This window comes from Nocardia sp. FDAARGOS_372 (assembly GCF_002554515.1).
In the GTDB taxonomy this organism is placed as follows: domain Bacteria; phylum Actinomycetota; class Actinomycetes; order Mycobacteriales; family Mycobacteriaceae; genus Nocardia; species Nocardia farcinica.
This window is the reverse complement of sequence record NZ_PDDW01000001.1, coordinates 5,314,982-5,332,547: the sequence shown is the minus strand read 5'-3', so window position 1 is coordinate 5,332,547 and position 17,566 is coordinate 5,314,982. Positions and strand designations below refer to the sequence as shown.

Genomic DNA, 17,566 nt, shown 5'->3' with positions numbered 1-17,566 from the left:
TTCGCTGGGTCGGGTTCGCGCCAGGTGCGGCGCGCCCTCGACAGGCGGGTCACCACGCTGCGGGCGCCGGGCGCGCATCAGCACGCCGGGCGCGGCCCCGCGTCGGTACCGGAGTACTCGACCCTGGTGGCCCCGATACCCGACCGCGGCAGGACCACCGCGGTGCCCGTGCCGGGCTTCCAGGTGCGCGGGAGCAGGACGAAATTGTCGGCGGTGCTCATCACCAGCACCAGGCCCTCGTAACGGAAACGGTAGGCGGCGGCCGGGTCGGTGCAGGCGGTGGCGGTGACGTCCGGCACGGCGAGTTCGAGGTTCTTCTCGCTGTAGACGGTGACGCCGGGCTCCTTCGCCAACCGTTCCGCGATGTAGGTGGCCGCCCGGCCGGTGCCGACCGCCATCGAATAGTCGGTCGCACCCCAGAAGAACGCGCCGCCGACCAGCAGCAGGACCAGGCCCCATTCCAGCGGCGCGACCGAGCGGTCGACCGCACCGCGCTCGCCGTCGGCGCGGTGCAGCGGCGACTGGCGCGCCCGCACCACCACCCGCAACAGCAGCACACCCGCGATCAGGCAGGCGGGCGCGACCGCGAGACGCCGGTTGCCCCACCATTCGAACAGCAATCGGGACGCGCCGTTGGCGATCAGCAGCACCGCGAGCCCGGCGAGAACGACGAGCAGCCACGGCGGCCACGGCGCGCGGCGCACCCGGTTGGGCAGCACGCCCCAGCCCCACAGCAGCGCCAGCGCGGTCACACCCACCACCGCCAAGGGCACGAACAGCCCGTCGGCGCTGCGCATCACGTAGTCGGTGGTGCTCAGGCCGAGCACATCCGACTTCACACCGAGGTAGCCGCAGAACCCCCGCGCGTGGAAGAAGCCCCAGTAGAACAGCAGACCGGCCAGCAGCGTGGCGGGCGCGACGAACTGGCCGACCACGTGGGCAACCTGGGAGAGGCCGGCGAAGGTGGAATTGTCGCGGACCGGGGCCGGCTCGTCAGCCATGGCCGGGCTCCGTAGCGGCAGGGGTGCCCTCGGGAAGCCGATTCGCCGGTTCGGTCGGGCCAGGTTCGGTCGGGCCCGGTTCGATCGGTTCGGTCGTGGTCGCCCGGGGCGGGGTCGATTCGGGTGTGGTCGATTGGGTCGATTCGGGTGTCGACGGCCCGGTGTCGGTGGTCGGCCCCGCGGTGGTGACCGCGGCGCGGCACGGCACGCCGTACACGGTCACCGTCTCGCCGGGGGCGGCGGTGGCCTTCGGCCCGACACCGCCCGAGGGGAAAGGCCGGTCGATCCCGTTGACGCCCGACGCGCTCGACAGCAGCACGGTCCCCGCCGGGTAGGGGGTCTCTTCGCCCGACGGGTTCGGGCATTCCGGCTCGACGGCCGCGGGATCGACGACCACCCGCACCTGAACGCAGTCCGCGGGCAGCCCTTGCGCCCGGCACCCGACCGCCACCCGGCCCGCCAGCACTTCCGCCACGGACTGGGCCGTGTTCTGGAAGCTGAACTGGTACTCCCCCAGATCGACCGGCAGCCCCTTCGCGACCCGTCCCTGCTGCTGCCCGCCCGGATTCCCCGGTGCGCCCTGGGAGTTCCCGCCTTCCGGCATCCCCGGCGCCTGCGGCCCACCCTCGGAGTCGTCCTGTGTCACGGCCCCCGCACCGGCCCGGGTGACCGGCTCCCGTCCGGCCGGACTGCCGTCCTCCGCGCACCCGAGCACCGCCACCCCGATCACCGCCAGCACTCCCACCACCGCGCCGCGCACCACCATCGCCTCCTCCACCGAGGACGGCTCGGACCGGCACCCGCGAGTGCGGCCCGGCCGGATCGGCGCCGTAGCGGAGATCACCACAGAGTGCGCCGAATCACACCGACGACGGTAGGGAGGCGGACTCGTCCGCGAACGCGTACCGCACTACTCGATTCCAGAACCCCGCCCGGCGCATCCAGCCCCGGAGACGAAAAAAGACCACCTGTCACCAGGTGGTCTTCTCGGTGGCCAGGGCCGGGATCGAACCGGCGACCTTCCGCTTTTCAGGCGGACGCTCGTACCAACTGAGCTACCTGGCCGCAGGCACCCGTTCCGGGCTACTGCGCGAAACGCTGCCATACGCGAAGCGCCGGATTGCTCCGGCGCTTACTTGCGACCCTGACGGGACTCGAACCCGCGACCTCCGCCGTGACAGGGCGGCGCGCTAACCAACTGCGCCACAGGGCCATGCTCTGCTACCAACGATCCGTGGACCGTACCCCCTACGGGATTCGAACCCGCGCTACCGCCTTGAAAGGGCGGCGTCCTAGGCCGCTAGACGAAGGGGGCTCGTCCCGGATTTCTCCGGACCGGCTTTCAACGGCTGTCCGTTGGGAGCTCGCATAGCTTATGACAGCTTCGCCGAGATTCCCAAATCGGCTGGTCAGAGGCCCAGTCCGAGCTCTTCCAGCCGTGCCGAGGCACCCCACCCGTCCACCGCGAACTTCTCGCACCACTCGGGCGTCGCCATCGACGCCACGACGACCTCGAGCGCCTCCTGGAACCGGCTGCGCAGATCGGACGCGCCGCCGAGCAGGTCCACCAGGTAGCGCTGGCCGGCCAGCGCCGCGGTGAGCGTGCGGGTGAACCGGTCCGGGTCGGCGTCCTCGCGCAGCTGACCGTGGTCGATCGCGCGGACCGCCAGCGAGCGGGTGGCGCGGGTGAGGATGCGCCCACCACCGACCTGCACGTCGCGATAGAAGTCGGGCTCGATGATGAGCCGGTACTCCGCCTGCACGATGATGTCGTGCTCGAGCCGCAGCGCGAGCTCGTCGATCATGCCGTGCAGTACGTCGAGTGGACCGAGATCCGTTCTGGCCAGCCATCTCTCGGCCGAGGAACGGTAGCGTTCGACCGCGGTCTCCAGCACCGCCCTTGCCAGGTCCTCCTTGGAGTCGAAGTGGAAGTACATCGCACCCTTGGTCGCGCGCGATCCTTCCAGGATCCGGTTCAGCGATGCCGCGGCATAGCCGCTCTTCCCGAATTCGACGGCGGCGGACCTGATAATCGCCGCCCGTGTCCGGCGGGCCCGCTCTTGCTGCCGTGCCATGCTCGAAACGCCTCCGAAGCTACTCACCGCCAATCGAAGCCCCCCGTAGGACTGGACCCCTGGCGCACAGTTAATAAAGGTAAATACTTGAAGCCCGGTTTCTCGCGGAAATTCGGACCTGAGGTACGAAAACTCGAGAATTCCGTTAAACACACCAGCTGGTATAATTTCTCTGCCCGGGTGCGCCGCAGGGGGTGCGCACCCGGGCGTACCTACGTCTCGGACCTGTCTCGGATCAGCCTCCTGCGGCATAGACTCCTTGATTGCCACAACCGGACCGGCCGGTCGCAACACCTGCGGGCACCACGATGACGAGTCGAATTCCGACCGCCCCGGGTGGCACGGCGATTCTTCCGGAATTCACCAGAGCGTCACCGTACCCGCAATCGCGTTCCGACACGCGGCAAACCGGCGAGTCAGATAGCCGACCGCGCGGATAACTGTGACAGCTAACATTGCGCAATCGAAAATGATTGTCCGGGGCGGATTTCCAATTCACCACGGATGCCGACATCCCGGCACCACGCGACCGCGCCCGGCGCCGCCGCCGATCGTCCGCGCCGACCCGCATCCGCCGGCCCTCGCCGCAGCGGCGCCGGACGACCTACCGACTGCGAAACCAAACTGATTGGTAGGCAACACGATTCGATAGTATCCGCGCCCGGCCGAAATGAACAAAGCTCGGCCCCAACCGGATACCGCGACCAGCACCCCCGGCCCCCACGCCCAGCCCACCGCTGCCGTCACCACGGCCGCGCCGTTACCATGCCGCCCCGCGGCTCCGCTCCCCCGGTTTCCCCAACCCCGCCCGAGCCCATTACACTTGCCCCTCGCGCCCCTATAGCTCAGTTGGTAGAGCTACGGACTTTTAATCCGCAGGTCCCAGGTTCGAGCCCTGGTGGGGGCACCAGGCGGCAGGCGCCCGGGGTCGCCCGGGCGCCTGTGTCGTTCCCAGGGGATCCACCGCCGGCACACAGGGCGGTCCCAGCGGCCACAGCAACCATGAATGTCGGCAGCACGACCGGGGTTTCCTTTACTGTGAGGCCGTCCCCGGCACATCGGGGGCATCCTTCGAGACAGGCGGAGCCGATGACTTCCTTCGACGAATTGCTCTCCAACGTTCCGATCAGCCAGATCGCCGAGAAGCTCGGCGTGGACGAGTCCACCGCGCGCACCGCCGTGCAGGCCGCGCTGCCGACGCTGCTCGGCGGGTTGCAGGCCAACGCCGCCGAGCCCGCGGGCGCGACCGCGCTGGTCGGCGCGCTGGACAAGCACGACCCCGGCCTGGTCGAGGGCCAGGGCGCGGTCGACATCGCCCAGGTGGACGTGGCGGACGGCGCCAAGATCGTCGACAAGGTGTTCGGCGCGGAGAAGAACACGGTCATCAGCGCGCTCGGCTCGACCGCGGGAACCGGCGGCAACGACCTGGTGGCCCAGCTGCTGCCGATCCTGGCCCCGATCGTGCTCGCCTACCTGGCCAAGCAGCTCACCGGTGGTGCGGCGGCACCCCAGGCGCCCGCACCCGCGCCCACGCCTTCCGCCGGCGGCGCGATCGGCGACATCCTCGGTGGCCTGCTCGGTGGCGGCAAGGGCGGCATCGGTGGCGCCATCGGCGAAGCCATCGCCAAGAACGCGGGTGGCGCCCTCGGCAACGTGCTCGGCGGCCTGCTCGGCGGGAAGCGCTGAATCCGGCGATCCGGCGTAACGGCGGCGCGGGCGCGGCGATAGATCGGTGATTGTCGGGGACCGAACGAGCGAGCAAGGAGCCCACTCGGCGGCCACCTGCGCCTACACTCGGGGGAGGTCGGGCCGGGTTTCGCCGCCGAAACCGGGACCTTCGTCCCAACCGACGGGGCCTTCGGTCGTGACTTCCCCCTGTCACCGCCCGATGCGTTTCGCCTCACACCTACGGTGCCGTAAGGTATGGCCGCATCGGGCACGGTCTACTCCGGAAATACGACCTGCAAGCGTGCACGCAGACAATGAAGGGCTGATACATGGCAAGGGATCTGACTCAACTCGAGCTGCTCACGGAGTTGGAGCCGGTTGCCGAGGAAAACGTCAACCGTCACCTCTCCCTGGCTAAGGAATGGCATCCGCACGACTACGTCCCGTGGGACGAGGGCCGCAACTTCGCGGCACTCGGCGGCGTGGACTGGGATCCGGAACAGTCCAAGTTGAGCGAGGTCGCCAAGGCGGCCATGATCACCAACCTGCTCACCGAGGACAACCTGCCCTCCTACCACCGCGAGATCGCGGAGAACTTCTCCCAGGACGGGGCCTGGGGCACCTGGGTCGGTCGCTGGACCGCCGAGGAGAACCGGCACGGCATCGTGATGCGCGACTACCTGGTGGTCACCCGCGGTGTGGATCCGGTCGCGCTCGAGCAGGCCCGCATGATCCACATGACCAACGGCTTCGCCTCGCCCGCCGAAGCCGACGCGGGCTTCCTGCACTCGGTCGCCTACGTCACCTTCCAGGAACTCGCCACCCGCGTGAGCCACCGCAACACCGGCAAGGTCTGCGACGACCCGATCGCCGACCGCATGCTGCAGCGCGTGGCCGCGGACGAGAACCTGCACATGATCTTCTACCGCAACATGTGCGGTGCGGCCCTGGACCTGGTGCCCGACCAGGCCATCGAGGCGATCACGCTGATCCTGGAGCACTTCCAGATGCCGGGCGCGGGCATGCCCAACTTCCGCCGCAACGGCGTGCTGATGGCCAAGCACGGCATCTACGACCTGCGCCAGCACCTGGAAGAGGTCGTCCAGCCGGTGCTGAAGAAGTGGAACGTCTTCGACCGCACCGACTTCACCGCGCGCGGTGAGCAGACCCGCGAGCGGCTGGCCGCCTTCCTGGACAAGCTGTCCAAGGACGTGGTGAAGTTCGAGGAGCAGCGCGACCGCATGCTGGCTCGCGAGGCCAAGAAGCGCGAGATGGCGGACGCCGCCGCGAGCTGACCCACAGCTCGACCCGGACTGCGCCTCGTTCCCGAACAGCGCCTCGTTCCCGAACAGCGCGTCGTTCCCGAACAGCGCGTCGTTCCCGAACAGCACAGCGCCGCCGCCGAATCGCTCGGCGGCGGCGCTGTCGTGTCGGGTCACTTGATCGGCAGTGCGCCGTCCACCCCGCCGACGTCGGTGATCTTCCAGTCGGCGTTCTTGTCGAGTGTCACGGTGTAGGTGACGGTGGTCTGCGCGCCCTCGGGGCTCTGCGCGTTGGTGGAGGTGACGTTGACGAAGACGTTCACCTTGTAGGTGCCGTCGGCCTCGGAGGCGACCTCGGCGGCGATCGGCGACGCGGTGGAGGTCCACTTGAGCGGCACCAGGATCTGCTCGAGCTTGGGCGCGGTGGCGTCGAACTTGGTCGCCAGCTGCGGGGTGGTGTTGGCCTTCAGCTTGCCGACCCAGGCGGTGACGTCCTGGTAGTTCACCGTGGCCGCGCCGACGGCGTAATCGGTGGCGACCTGCTCGGCGCGGCGCTCGTCGGCCGCGCGGGCGTCACGCTCGTCCAGGTCGTCCCGGGCCGACCACCACAGTGCGCCGAACACCACGGCGAGCACGGTGGCCACGGCGAGCGCCACCGACCATCCGATCGTCGACAGCGGGATCGACACGGTGGCGCCCTTCGGACGGGCGGGCGCGGACTCGGCCGCCTCGCGCGGCTGGCCCGGTTCGATGTCCTCGGCTGGCATGGGGAACTCCGATGTCGTCGTGCAGGCGTCCAGATGAATGCGTTACGCCCGGTATCGCTAATTGTGGGTGGTCACAGACTAGGGGGTCGCGCTCGGGCGCTTACCAGCCGGTAGTGCCCTGATGAGACACTGGAGGGCGTGACGATGACTACCGAGGCGACCTCGACGCTGCGGATCGGCCCGTATCCGGTCGATCCGCCGGTCGTGCTCGCGCCGATGGCGGGCATCACCAATCTCGCGTTCCGCAAGCTGTGCCGGGAGTTCGGCAGCGCCACCTCGATCTACGTGTGCGAGATGATCACCGCCCGCGCGGTCGTGGAGCGCAACGAGAAGACCCTGCACATGATGTCCTTCGACGCCGACGAGCATCCGCGGTCGATGCAGCTCTACGGCGTGGACCCGCAGACGCTCGGCGAGGCCGTGCGCATCATCGTCGGCGAGGGCTGGGCCGACCACATCGACATGAACCTCGGCTGCCCGGTGCCCAAGGTCACCCGGCTCGGCGGCGGTGCCGCGCTGCCCTACAAGCGCGCGCTGTTCGCGCGGATCGTGCGCGCGATGGTCGCCGCCGCGGAACCGGCGGGCGTGCCGGTGACGGTGAAGTTCCGTATCGGCATCGACGACGATCATCACACCTACCTCGACACCGGCCGCATCGCCGAGGCCGAGGGCGCCCGCGCGGTGTCGCTGCATGCCCGCACGGCCGCGCAGCGCTACTCCGGCCAGGCCGACTGGTCGGCGATCGCCCGGCTCAAGGAGGCCGTCACCACCATCCCGGTGCTCGGCAACGGTGACATCTTCGCCGCCGAGGACGCGGTGCGGATGATGGCCGAGACCGGCTGCGACGGCGTGGTGGTCGGCCGCGGCTGCCTGGGGCGGCCCTGGCTGTTCGCCGAGTTGCAGGCGGCGTTGCGCGGTCAGCCGCTGCCGGAGCCGCCCAACCTGGGCCGGGTGGGCGAAGTGCTGTACCGGCACGGTGCGCTGCTGTCCGAACACCTCGGCGAGGACAAGGCCATGCGCGATCTGCGCAAGCACATGGCCTGGTACCTGATGGGCTTCCCGGTCGGCGCGGACCTGCGCCGGTCCTTCGCGACGGTGTCGAGCCTGGCCCAGTTGCGTGACCTGATCGGCCGGCTCGATCCGACCGCGCCGTTCCCCAAGGACGCCGAGGGCCCGCGCGGGCGCCAGGGCTCCCCGGGCAAGGTGGCGCTGCCGCACGGCTGGCTCGACGACCCGGACGATCCCGCCGTGCCCACCGCGGCCGACGTCATGCACAGCGGGGGCTGATCTGCGGAAACGGTGTGACGGCACAGCCGGATTCGCACCAGAGTGGCTCACCGTGGCGGAATCGTTATCATTGGCGCAATCGTGTCATGCCGGTCGAGCTCGGCCCGGGCGACAGCAAAGAAGTAAAGCGAGGTTCGTTGGTGGGTGACGATCGGCACGGGCATGCCCAGCGGCCCGGAGGTCGCGCCCCGTGGGAGCGCTATCCCGCGGCGGAGACGCCCGATCGTGAGGGATCGCGCACGTCGCGGCGGTCCCGGCACCTCGACGCCCCCGACGAGGGCACCCCGCTGACCGTTCAGGACCTCGTCGAGAAGGTCGACAGCGAGCGGGTCGCCCGGCGCCGCCGCGCCGACCCGGACGCCGCCCGCACCGCCCGCCGCGAGCCCGGCCACGCCGCCGAGCCCCGGCCCGCCGCACCCGGCCCGGCCCCGCGCGCAACCGATCCGCGCGCCACCGACCCCGCGCCGCCGATCCGCGCGCCACATCAGCGGCCACCCCACCCCGCTCGGCCGACCCCCGCGCCGCTTCACCCGCGACCCCTCCGCGGTCAGCCGACCCCCGCGCCGCATCCCCCACCACCCCACCGCGCTCGGCCGACCCCCGCGCCGCATCCCCACCACCCCACCGCGCTCGGCCGACCCCCGCGCGGCATCGCCCGCCACGCCGCCGCGGTCAGCCGACCCCCGCATCGCACCGCCGGCCACGGCACCGGGTGCGACCGACCCGCGCACGGCCGCACCTGCCACACCATCGCGCGCGACCGACCCGCGCGCCGCGTCGCCCGCCGCCCCGCGCCAGGAAGCCCCGTCCGCGCGCCGCCCAGCCCAACCCCCCACGGCACGGCCCGAGCCGGGCCGCCGGTCGAAGTCCTCCCCCATCGTCGACGACATCACCGGCGGCCAGGCCGCCGCACCCAAGCCGACGAGCGGCCGTAGGCACGCCGAGCCCGTGGCGCCGCCGGAGGACGCCGAAGAGGTCACCGACATCATCCCGCCGGTCGCCGAGCCGGAGCCCGCCCGCAACGCGATGGGCTGGCCCACCACCGACGACGTGGCGGACGAGCCGGACAAGCCCGCCGAGCCGAAGGCCGTGCCGAGCCCGCCGCTGTCGCGGCTGGCCGCGAGCAGGCAGCGCCGCACCCGGCGCGCCAAGGCCTTCGGCCGCTCGGCCGCGGCCCTGTCCGCCGTGCTTGCCCTGCTGATCACCGGCGGTGGCTGGAGCTACCTGCGCTCCACCGGCAACGACTTCACCCAGGTGTCGGCGCTGGACGAGAACTCCGAGGACATCGTCGATTCCGACGCACAACTCGGTGACGAGAACTACCTGCTCGTCGGCACCGACACCCGCGCGGGCGCCAACGGGCAACTGGGCGCAGGCACCCTGGACGACGCCGAGGGTTCTCGCGCCGACACCACCATGCTCGTGCACATTCCGAAGGCGCGGAACCGGGTCGTCATCGTGTCCTTCCCGCGTGATCTCGACGTGACCAGGCCGAAGTGCAACGGCTGGGATGGCGACAAGACCTACACCAAGGAGACCTTCCCGCCCGCCATCGGCGACAAGCTCAACGCTGTCTATGCCCTCGGTGGCCCGCAGTGCCTGGTTTCCACGATCCAGCGCCTCACCGGCGCCTCGATCAATCACTTCATCGCCATCGACTTCGCCGGCTTCGAAGCGATGGTCGACAAGATCGACGGGGTCGAGGTCTGCGCGACCAAGCCACTCGTCGACGATGTGCTCGGCACCATTTTGGAGAAACCGGGCAAGCAACGCATCAACGGCGAGACAGCACTGAAGTACGTGCGCGCCAGGCACGTCTACGGCGAGGAGCGCAGCGACTACGACCGGATCAACCGCCAGCAACGGTTCCTCGCCTCGTTGCTGCGCGGCGCCCTGTCGAGCAATGTGTTCCTCGATCTGGGCAAGCTGAACGGTTTCATCAAAGAATTCACCGCTCATACGATGGTCGACGAAACGACCAAGCCCGAGGATCTGCTGACGCTCGGCCGCTCGTTGCAAAAACTCGACGCCGGTACGGTGACCTTCCTCACCGTGCCGACCGCAGGCACCACCGCCTACGGCAACGAGATCCCTCGCGAATCGGACATCAAGGCGATTTTCAAGGCGATCCGAGACGACCAGCCACTGCCCGGCGAGAAGCCGACGACCCCGGCCGACGCGCCGGCCCCGGCCCCGGCCGCGCCGACCCCGTCGACGTATACGGCGGTGGACCCCTCCACGGTCTCGCTGCTGGTCTCGAACGGCTCCGGCTACGACGGCCTGGCCCGCACCGCGGCCACCAAGCTCGACAACCACGGCTTCACGATCTACAACGTCAGCAACTACGCCAACGGCACATCGGCAACAACCAAGGTTCGCTACGGCGCGGGGCTCGAAGCCGAGGCCGCCACGGTGGCCTCGGCGGTCCCCGGCGCGACCATCGAGGCCGCCGACGACCTCGGCGGCATCGTCGAGGTGGTCGTCGGAACCGACTCCGCCAACGGCGTTACCGTGCAGGCTCCGACCCCGGTCGGTGATGTGATCAGCAACGTCGCGACGAGCACGTCGGTCGAGTCGGCTCCGGCCGTCCTCCCCGCGGATCTGGAACACGTCAACGCGGCCGACGAGATCTGCAAGTAGACGGTCCGTCAGCTGTGCCTTGCATTCCGGAATATGCTCGGCAGCAGGCGAAATCGCGGAACTCCCACCTCGCCCGCAGTACTCGACGGTGTTCGACATCGAGAAGGGGGGTTCCGGTGGTACGAAAGCTGATCTTCGTGGCAGGTGCGGCGGTTCTACGTCTACAGCTGATCGAACCCGGTGGGCGCGGCCGTGACCTGCGAGTGACCTCGGCGGACGCGCCCACCTCCGGTTAACCCGGTGTTGGTGACTTGGTCGCCGCATCGCACTAATGTCAGCGTTCATGCGTGTCATCTACAACGAGCAAATGACCGATCTCGCCCGCCTGCTGGGCGAGATGGCCGACCTGGCCGGCTCGGCGATGGATCGGGCCACCCAGTCGCTGCTCCAGGCCGACCTGGCCCTGGCCGAGCAGGTGATCAGCGAGGGCGACCGGATCGCCGAGATGATCTCCGATGCCGAGGAGCGGGCGTTTGCTCTGCTGGCGCTGCAGGCGCCCGTCGCGGGCGACCTGCGCCAGGTGGTGAGCGCCATCCAGATCGTCAACGACGTCAACCGGATGGGCGCGTTGGCACTGCACGTGGCCAAGGTCACCCGCAGACGCCACCCCAACCACGCCTTACCGGAGGCGGTGAACGGCTACTTCGCCGAGATGGGCCGGATCGCGGTGAGCATGGGCCAGGGCGCCAAGGAGGTGCTCGAGACCCGCGACCCGCAGCGCGCCGCGCAGCTCAACGAGGACGACGAGGCGATGGACGACCTCCACCGCCATCTGTTCACGCTGCTGATGGACCGGGAGTGGAAGTACGGCGTCGCCGCCGCGGTCGATGTCACGCTGCTGGGGCGCTACTACGAGCGCTTCGCCGACCACGCGGTGGAGATCGGCCGCCGGGTCATCTTCCTGGTCACCGGCACCCTGCCGCCCGACCCCGACGTCGAGAACTGAGACCGGACGCTCGGCCCGGGTCACGCCCGGGCAGAGCGCCGAAAGACGGGAAAGGCCCGCGCGATTCACGCGGGCCTTTCCGGTATCCGGGGTCGATCAGCCGAAGCGGCCCGAGATGTAGTCCTCGGTCGCCTTCTGGCCGGGGTTGGAGAAGATCTTCTCGGTGTCGTCGATCTCGATCAGCTTGCCGGGCTTGCCCTGGGCCTCCAGGTTGAAGAAGCCGGTCTGATCGCTCACCCGCGCCGCCTGCTGCATGTTGTGCGTGACGATGACGATCGTGTAGTCCTTCTTCAGTTCGGTGATCAGGTCCTCGATCGCCAGGGTGGAGATCGGGTCCAGCGCCGAACAGGGCTCGTCCATCAGCAGCACGTCGGGCGAGACCGCGATCGCGCGGGCGATGCACAGGCGCTGCTGCTGACCGCCGGACAGGCCGCCGCCCGGCTTGTCGAGGCGGTCCTTCACCTCGTTCCACAGGTTCGCTCCGCGCAGCGAGCGCTCGGCGACCTCGTCGAGCTCGCTCTTGTTGCGCACGCCCTGCAAGCGCAGGCCGGCCACCACGTTGTCGCGAATGGACATGGTGGGGAACGGGTTCGGGCGCTGGAACACCATGCCGATGGTGCGGCGCACGCCGACCGGGTCGACGTTCTCGCCGTAGATGTCCTCGCCGTCGAGGGCGACGACGCCCTCGACGCGGGCGTTGGGGGTCACCTCGTGCATGCGGTTGAGCGAACGCAGCACGGTGGACTTACCGCAGCCGGAGGGACCGATGAAGGCGGTCACACTGCGCGGCAGCACGGTCAGCGAGACATCGGCCACGGCGTGGAACTTGCCGTAGTAGATGTTGAGGTCTTTGACGTCGATCCGCTTGGCCATGTGAGTTTCCGTTCGCTTCTATCGGTTCCGCGTGAGCAGCTTGTTGACGACCGCGGCCGCCGCGTACAGCAGGGCGATGAGCAGGATCAGCGTCAGCGCCGCACCCCACACCCGCTCCCGACCCGCGGCCTCGGGGTTGGCCAGCTCCTGGTAGATCAGCAGCGGCAGCGAGGCCATGTTGCCGTCGAAGAGGTTGGTGTTGATGGATTTGGCGTAGCCGACCAGCACCAGCACCGGCGCGGTCTCGCCCATCACTCGGGCCAGCGACAGCAGGATGCCGCTGATCATGCCGGGCAGCGCCGTCGGGACGACGATGCGCACGATGGTCTTCCACTTGGGGATGCCGAGCGCGTAGGAGGCCTCGCGCAGCTCGTCGGGCACGAGCTTGAGCATCTCCTCGGTGCTGCGCACCACGACCGGCAGCATCAGCAGCACCAGGGCCAGCGACACCGCGAAGGCACTCTGCGGGAACCCGAGGGTCGCGATCCACAGCGCGAAGATGAACAGCGCGGCGACGATCGAGGGCACGCCGGCGAGGATGTCGACCATGAAGGTGGTCACCTTGGCCAGCCGGCCGCGGCCGTACTCGACCAGGTAGACCGCCGCCATGATGCCCAGCGGCACCGCGATGATCGCGGCCACCGCCGACTGGATGATGGTGCCGTAGATCGCGTGGTACACACCGCCGCCGGACTGGTCCGGCAGGATGCCCTTCTGGGAGTTCATCCACCAGGTGGAGGAGAGCACCGCGCCGATGCCCTCGCTGACCACCATCCACAGCACCCAGCCCAGCGGGATCAGCGCGACGGCGAAGCAGATGCTCACCACGGCGGTGGCGATGTGGTTCTTGACCTTGCGGGAGGTGCTGATGTCCCGGAAGGTCGGTGCCTTGACCGGCTGGTCGAACTTGGTCAGCGTCGTCATCAGCCGTTCACCTTTCCGCCTGCCGCGAGCCGGGCCAGCGCGTTGACCACGAAGGTCAGCGCGAAGAGCACGAAGCCCGCCGCGATGTAGGCACCGGTCGGCAGCGGCGAGCTGAACTCCGATGCCGCCGAAGCGATCTTGGAGGCGAAGGTGTAGCCGCCGTCGAACAGCGACCAGCTCCCCGCCTGTGCCGAGGTCCGCAGCACGACGAGCACGGCGATGGTCTCACCGAGCGCGCGGCCGAGACCGAGCATGGAGCCGGCGATGACACCGCTGCGCCCGTAGGGCAGCACGGTCATCCGCACGACCTCCCACTTGGTCGCGCCGAGGGCCTGGGCGGCCTCGATGTGCGCGACCGGGGTCAGGTTGAACACCTCGCGCGAGACCGAGGTGATGATCGGCAGGATCATCACGGCGAGCACGATGCCCGCGGTGAAGATGGTGCCGCCGCCGGAGATCGAGACGTTGCCGTCGGAGAACAGGAAGAACCAGCCCAGGTTCTCGTTCAGGAAACGCTGCACCGGCTCGATCTTCGGCGCGAGCACGAGGAAGCCCCACAGACCGAACACGATCGAGGGCACCGCCGCCAGCAGGTCGACCAGGGTCGCGAACGGCCTGGCCAGCGCCTTGGGCGCGTAGTGGGTGAGGAACAGGGCGATGCCGACACCGATCGGCACCGCGATCACCAGCGCGAACACCGAGCTCAACACGGTGACCATGAACAGGTCGCGGATGCCGAACCGCAGGTTGTCCGGGTCGCTGGTGCTGAACTCGGTGCTGGTGAAGAAGTTCACCGTGTCGGCCCTGAGCGAAGGCACCGCGCGGATCAGCAGGAACAGCGCGATCAGCGCGATGGCGGCGACGATGACGGCGCCGGCGGCGGTGGCCAGCGACCGGAAGATCGTCTCCGCGCGCCCGCTGTGCGGCGTCCTGGTCTTCGTGGGGGCCGATTCGGTGTTCGGTTCACTCGGCATGTGCGCAGTATCTCCAGCCGCGGAGGGGCCCGTCGAATCCGACGAGCCCGTCGCGGCCACCTCAGGGTGCACGGTCATGGCTGGCTCAGGAGATGGCGTTGATCGCCGTGGTCAGCCGGGTCTTGAACTGCTCGGGGATCGGGATGTACCCGTTGTCCTCCAGGCCGTTCTGCCCGTTGGTCACCGCCGAGGTCAGGAACGCCTTGACGGCCTGGCCGGTGGCGGCATCGGCGTACTTCGAGCACACGATCTCGTAGGTCGCCATCATGATCGGGTAGGAGCCCGCCACGGTCGGCTGGTAGAACGAGCTGGTGTCGAGGACCAGGTCGTTGCCCTCGCCCTTGATCTTCACGCCGTCGATGGCCTTGCCCGCGGTCTCGACCGAGAGCTTCACCGGCTCCGGCCCGGCCGAGGTGACGATCTGGGCGACCGAGAGGTTCTGCGACTTGGCGAAGGACCACTCGTTGTAGGTGATCGAGTTCTTGGTGTTCTTGATCGCGGCCGAGGTGCCCTCGTTGCCCTTGGCGCCCTCACCGACACCGCCGTTGAAGGTCTTGCCGCCGCCCTTGCCCCAGGCGCCGCCCGAGGCCGCGTCCAGGTAGAGCTGGAAGTTGTCGGTGGTACCCGACTCGTCGGAGCGGAAGATCACCGCGATCGGCGCGGCGGGCAGCTGCGCGTTCGGGTTCAGCGCCTTGATCTCGGGGGCGTCCCAGGTCTTGATGGTGCCGTTGAAGATCTTCGCCGCGGTCGGGCCGTCCAGCACGAGGTCGGTCACGCCGTCGATGTTGTAGGTGATGGCGATGGGGCCGAACACGGTCGGCAGGTTCCAGGCCGGGGCGCCGCAGCGTTCCTGGGCCTTGGCAGGCTCGCCCTTGGACTGGCTGAGCGGGGAGTCCGAGCCACCGAAGTCGGTCTGGCCGCCGAGGAACTCGTTGACGCCCGCGCCGGAGCCGCTGGAGGTGTAGTTGAGGGTGTAGCCGTCGCAGTTGGCTTCGTAGGCGGCGATGAAGCGCTCCATCGCGTTCTTCTGGGAGGAGGCGCCGCTGGCCTTCAGCGACTCCTTGCCGCCGCAGGCGACGCTGCTGTTGGCCGCGTTGCTGGTGTCACCGCTGGTGTTGTCGTCACTGCCACAGGCGGCGAGAGGCATGGCGACGACGGCCAGAGCACCCACCAGGGCGCTGCTGCGCTTGAAATTCACTATTCCTCCGGGAATCGCGTCCGACACGCCCGGTCCCTCACCGGCCCGGGCGGGTGGTTGTGGTGGCCGTTCACGGGGAACTTGCGCACCGGGCAACGGCCTGCTGCCCACAAATAACGTAGAGTCGCCCGGTTGACAGTTGGACGAGCCGGAGTGAACGCGAGGTGAACAGGGCCGTCCGATTGCGTCCGAATTGCGTGATATTTGCCGCATTTTTACCGGCGGACACTCCCGCGCCACCTCGCGTTCCGCGATCGACCCCCGGTCAGGCCCCGTTCGCGGCGTACGCCACGTCCACGTGCGCGGGCGCGAACCCGAGCTTGGTGTAGGTGTTCACCGCGGCGGTGTTGTCGGCCTCGGTATACAGCAGCACCCCGCCCAGCCCGCGCTCGCGCAGGTGGTGCAGACCCGCCAGGGTGAGCAGTCGGCCCAGGCCACGCCCCTGCGCCGCCGGATCGATCCCCACGACGTAGACCTCGCCCACGGGCGGCTGCTCGTCGGCGTGCACCTTCGTCCAGTGGAAGCCGAGGACGCGGTCGGGCGCGGCGGTGTCGGTGGCCAGGAACAGGCCGGCCGGATCGAACCAGGACTCGGCCCGGCGCACCGCGATGTCGCGCTCGGTCCAGCCGCCCTGTTCGGGATGCCAGTCGAACGCCGCATTGTTGACGCGGAGCAGTTCGGCGTCGTCGGCCGGACCCGCGTAGGTACGGAGGACGATCCCGTCCGGAACCACCAACTCCGGTAACTGCGGCGTTGCCAGACTGCGGCGCATCTGCCACAACTCGCGGGCGGTGCGCAGCCCGAGCCGGGCGGCGACCGCCTTGGCCGCGGGCCGGTCACCGTGCGCCCACACCCGCGCGTCCGCACCGCCCGCCGCCAGCGCCTCGCGTACCAACGCGGTGCCGATGCCACGGCCGCGCCGCGCCGGCGCCACGGCGGCCTCCGCCATGGCGGGGTGATCTCCATGTGCCGGAACGAGATTCGCGTAGCCGGCCAGTTCGCCGTCGTGTTCGGCCAGCAGATGCCTGGCCGCACCGGGCTCGCCCAGGGAGAGCACCGCCTGTTCGGAGACGGGCGCGACGCCGTCGGCCGCGCTCGCGGCGGCGAGGAGTTCGCGCACCGCGTCGGCGGTCTCGCCGTCGAGCCGCTGCGCCCAGCGCAAGGTGATGTCGCCCATGGATTACTGCGCCGATCCGTTGACGGGGGCGAACGAATCGTCGCCTTCGCTGTCGTCCTCGGGGAAGGACACCGCCTCACCCTTGGCCGGGGTGCGCGCCGGGCGCACCGCCTTGTATCCGACGTTGCGCACGGTGCCGATCAGCGATTCGTACTCGCTGCCGAGCTTGGCGCGCAGGCGCCGCACGTGCACGTCGACGGTGCGGGTGCCGCCGAAGAAGTCGTAACCCCAGACCTCCTGCAGCAGCTGGGCGCGGGTGAACACCCGGCCCGCGTGCTGGGCGAGGTACTTCAGCAGCTCGAACTCCTTGTAGGTGAGATCGAGCGGGCGGCCGCGCAGCCGGGCGGTGTAGGTGCCCTCGTCGATCACCAGCTCACCCAGGGTGATCTTGCCGGTGTTCTCGGGGCTGGCCACCCCGCCGTTGCGGCCGACGAGCAGGCGCAGGCGCGCGTCCAGTTCGGCCGGGCCGGTGCCGGGCAGCAGGATGTCGTCCAGGCCCCAGTCGGCGTTGACCGCGACCAGGCCGCCTTCGGTGAGTACCGCGACGACGGGAACCGACGAACCGGTGCTGCCGAGCAGTCGGCACAGGCCGCGAGCCGCGGCCAGGTCGGTGCGGGCATCGACCAGGGCGACATCCGCGGTCCCCGCCTCGAGCAGCGAGGCCACCTCGGTGGGCGCCGGTCGCACGGTGTGCGCGAGCAGCGCGAGCGAGGGCAACACCGACTCGGGGTTGGGGTCGGAGGTCAGCAGGAGCAGCTCCACAAGCCCTCCTCC

Annotated in this window: 15 protein-coding genes and 4 tRNA genes; 6 read left to right on the top strand and 13 right to left on the bottom strand. The window is 69.5% G+C overall.

Features of this window, described 5'->3' with window-relative positions; translation table 11 throughout:
* Nucleotides 1-77: 77 nt before the first annotated feature.
* The 6 genes from CRM89_RS25075 to CRM89_RS25050 form a co-directional block, all read right to left on the bottom strand.
* Nucleotides 78-1,001, bottom strand: coding sequence for a hypothetical protein (locus tag CRM89_RS25075; RefSeq protein WP_098086465.1), 924 nt, complete (start codon nucleotides 999-1,001; stop codon nucleotides 78-80).
* A complete protein-coding gene (locus tag CRM89_RS25070; RefSeq protein WP_127516303.1) occupies nucleotides 994-1,848 on the bottom strand; it encodes a hypothetical protein in 855 nt (284 codons plus the stop codon). The genes CRM89_RS25075 and CRM89_RS25070 overlap by 8 nt, the downstream gene beginning before the upstream one ends.
* Before the next feature lie 144 nt (nucleotides 1,849-1,992).
* A tRNA-Phe gene (locus tag CRM89_RS25065) sits at nucleotides 1,993-2,066 on the bottom strand.
* A 74-nt stretch (nucleotides 2,067-2,140) separates the two neighbouring features.
* A tRNA-Asp gene (locus CRM89_RS25060) sits at nucleotides 2,141-2,214 on the bottom strand.
* Between the two features lie 29 nt (nucleotides 2,215-2,243).
* Nucleotides 2,244-2,316 (bottom strand) — tRNA-Glu (locus CRM89_RS25055).
* Between the two features lie 94 nt (nucleotides 2,317-2,410).
* Complete coding sequence (locus tag CRM89_RS25050; RefSeq protein WP_060593627.1) at nucleotides 2,411-3,076, bottom strand: TetR/AcrR family transcriptional regulator; 666 nt, start codon at nucleotides 3,074-3,076, stop codon at nucleotides 2,411-2,413.
* An 834-nt stretch (nucleotides 3,077-3,910) separates the two neighbouring features.
* On the opposite strand from CRM89_RS25050, the gene CRM89_RS25045 reads away from it, so the two are divergent.
* The 3 genes from CRM89_RS25045 to CRM89_RS25035 all read left to right on the top strand — a co-directional run bounded on the left by CRM89_RS25045 (nucleotide 3,911) and on the right by CRM89_RS25035 (nucleotide 6,039).
* Nucleotides 3,911-3,986 (top strand) — tRNA-Lys (locus CRM89_RS25045).
* 179 nt (nucleotides 3,987-4,165) lie between these two features.
* Nucleotides 4,166-4,762, top strand: coding sequence for a DUF937 domain-containing protein (locus tag CRM89_RS25040; protein ID WP_137354026.1), 597 nt, complete (start codon nucleotides 4,166-4,168; stop codon nucleotides 4,760-4,762).
* A 311-nt stretch (nucleotides 4,763-5,073) separates the two neighbouring features.
* Nucleotides 5,074-6,039, top strand: a complete 966-nt coding sequence (locus CRM89_RS25035) for an acyl-ACP desaturase (RefSeq protein WP_011207140.1) — start codon at nucleotides 5,074-5,076, stop codon at nucleotides 6,037-6,039.
* Between the two features lie 140 nt (nucleotides 6,040-6,179).
* On the opposite strand, the gene CRM89_RS25030 is transcribed toward CRM89_RS25035, so the two are convergent.
* Nucleotides 6,180-6,773, bottom strand: a complete 594-nt coding sequence (locus CRM89_RS25030) for a hypothetical protein (RefSeq protein WP_098086462.1) — start codon at nucleotides 6,771-6,773, stop codon at nucleotides 6,180-6,182.
* A 144-nt stretch (nucleotides 6,774-6,917) separates the two neighbouring features.
* On the opposite strand from CRM89_RS25030, the gene dusB reads away from it, so the two are divergent.
* The 3 genes from dusB (at nucleotide 6,918) to phoU (ending at nucleotide 11,646) form a co-directional block, all read left to right on the top strand.
* Nucleotides 6,918-8,060: a tRNA dihydrouridine synthase DusB gene (gene dusB / locus CRM89_RS25025; protein ID WP_041559813.1), complete on the top strand. Its 1,143-nt coding sequence runs from the start codon at nucleotides 6,918-6,920 to the stop codon at nucleotides 8,058-8,060.
* Between the two features lie 948 nt (nucleotides 8,061-9,008).
* Nucleotides 9,009-10,700, top strand: a complete 1,692-nt coding sequence (locus CRM89_RS25015) for an LCP family protein (RefSeq protein ID WP_253805100.1) — start codon at nucleotides 9,009-9,011, stop codon at nucleotides 10,698-10,700.
* 283 nt (nucleotides 10,701-10,983) lie between these two features.
* Nucleotides 10,984-11,646: a phosphate signaling complex protein PhoU gene (gene phoU / locus CRM89_RS25010; RefSeq protein WP_011207136.1), complete on the top strand. Its 663-nt coding sequence runs from the start codon at nucleotides 10,984-10,986 to the stop codon at nucleotides 11,644-11,646.
* Between the two features lie 96 nt (nucleotides 11,647-11,742).
* Here phoU and pstB read toward each other — a convergent pair whose 3' ends face one another.
* From pstB to CRM89_RS24980, 6 genes are all read right to left on the bottom strand, one after another.
* Nucleotides 11,743-12,519 carry a phosphate ABC transporter ATP-binding protein PstB gene (gene pstB, locus CRM89_RS25005; protein WP_011207135.1) on the bottom strand — a complete coding sequence of 259 codons (777 nt, stop codon included), beginning with the start codon at nucleotides 12,517-12,519 and terminating at the stop codon, nucleotides 11,743-11,745.
* 18 nt (nucleotides 12,520-12,537) lie between these two features.
* On the bottom strand, nucleotides 12,538-13,443 hold the full coding sequence (gene pstA / locus CRM89_RS25000; protein WP_060593630.1) for a phosphate ABC transporter permease PstA: 906 nt from the start codon (nucleotides 13,441-13,443) through the stop codon (nucleotides 12,538-12,540).
* Nucleotides 13,443-14,417, bottom strand: coding sequence for a phosphate ABC transporter permease subunit PstC (gene pstC / locus CRM89_RS24995; protein ID WP_011207133.1), 975 nt, complete (start codon nucleotides 14,415-14,417; stop codon nucleotides 13,443-13,445). The genes pstA and pstC overlap by 1 nt, the downstream gene beginning before the upstream one ends.
* Before the next feature lie 85 nt (nucleotides 14,418-14,502).
* The gene (gene pstS / locus CRM89_RS24990) at nucleotides 14,503-15,615 is read right to left on the bottom strand and encodes a phosphate ABC transporter substrate-binding protein PstS (protein ID WP_011207132.1); all 1,113 of its coding nucleotides are present in this window, start codon (nucleotides 15,613-15,615) and stop codon (nucleotides 14,503-14,505) included.
* 265 nt (nucleotides 15,616-15,880) lie between these two features.
* On the bottom strand, nucleotides 15,881-16,792 hold the full coding sequence (mshD, locus tag CRM89_RS24985; RefSeq protein ID WP_098086460.1) for a mycothiol synthase: 912 nt from the start codon (nucleotides 16,790-16,792) through the stop codon (nucleotides 15,881-15,883).
* A gap of 3 nt (nucleotides 16,793-16,795) precedes the next feature.
* Nucleotides 16,796-17,554 (bottom strand): response regulator transcription factor, encoded by a 759-nt coding sequence (locus CRM89_RS24980; protein ID WP_011207130.1) that lies wholly within the window; start codon nucleotides 17,552-17,554, stop codon nucleotides 16,796-16,798.
* Nucleotides 17,555-17,566 lie beyond the last annotated feature (12 nt).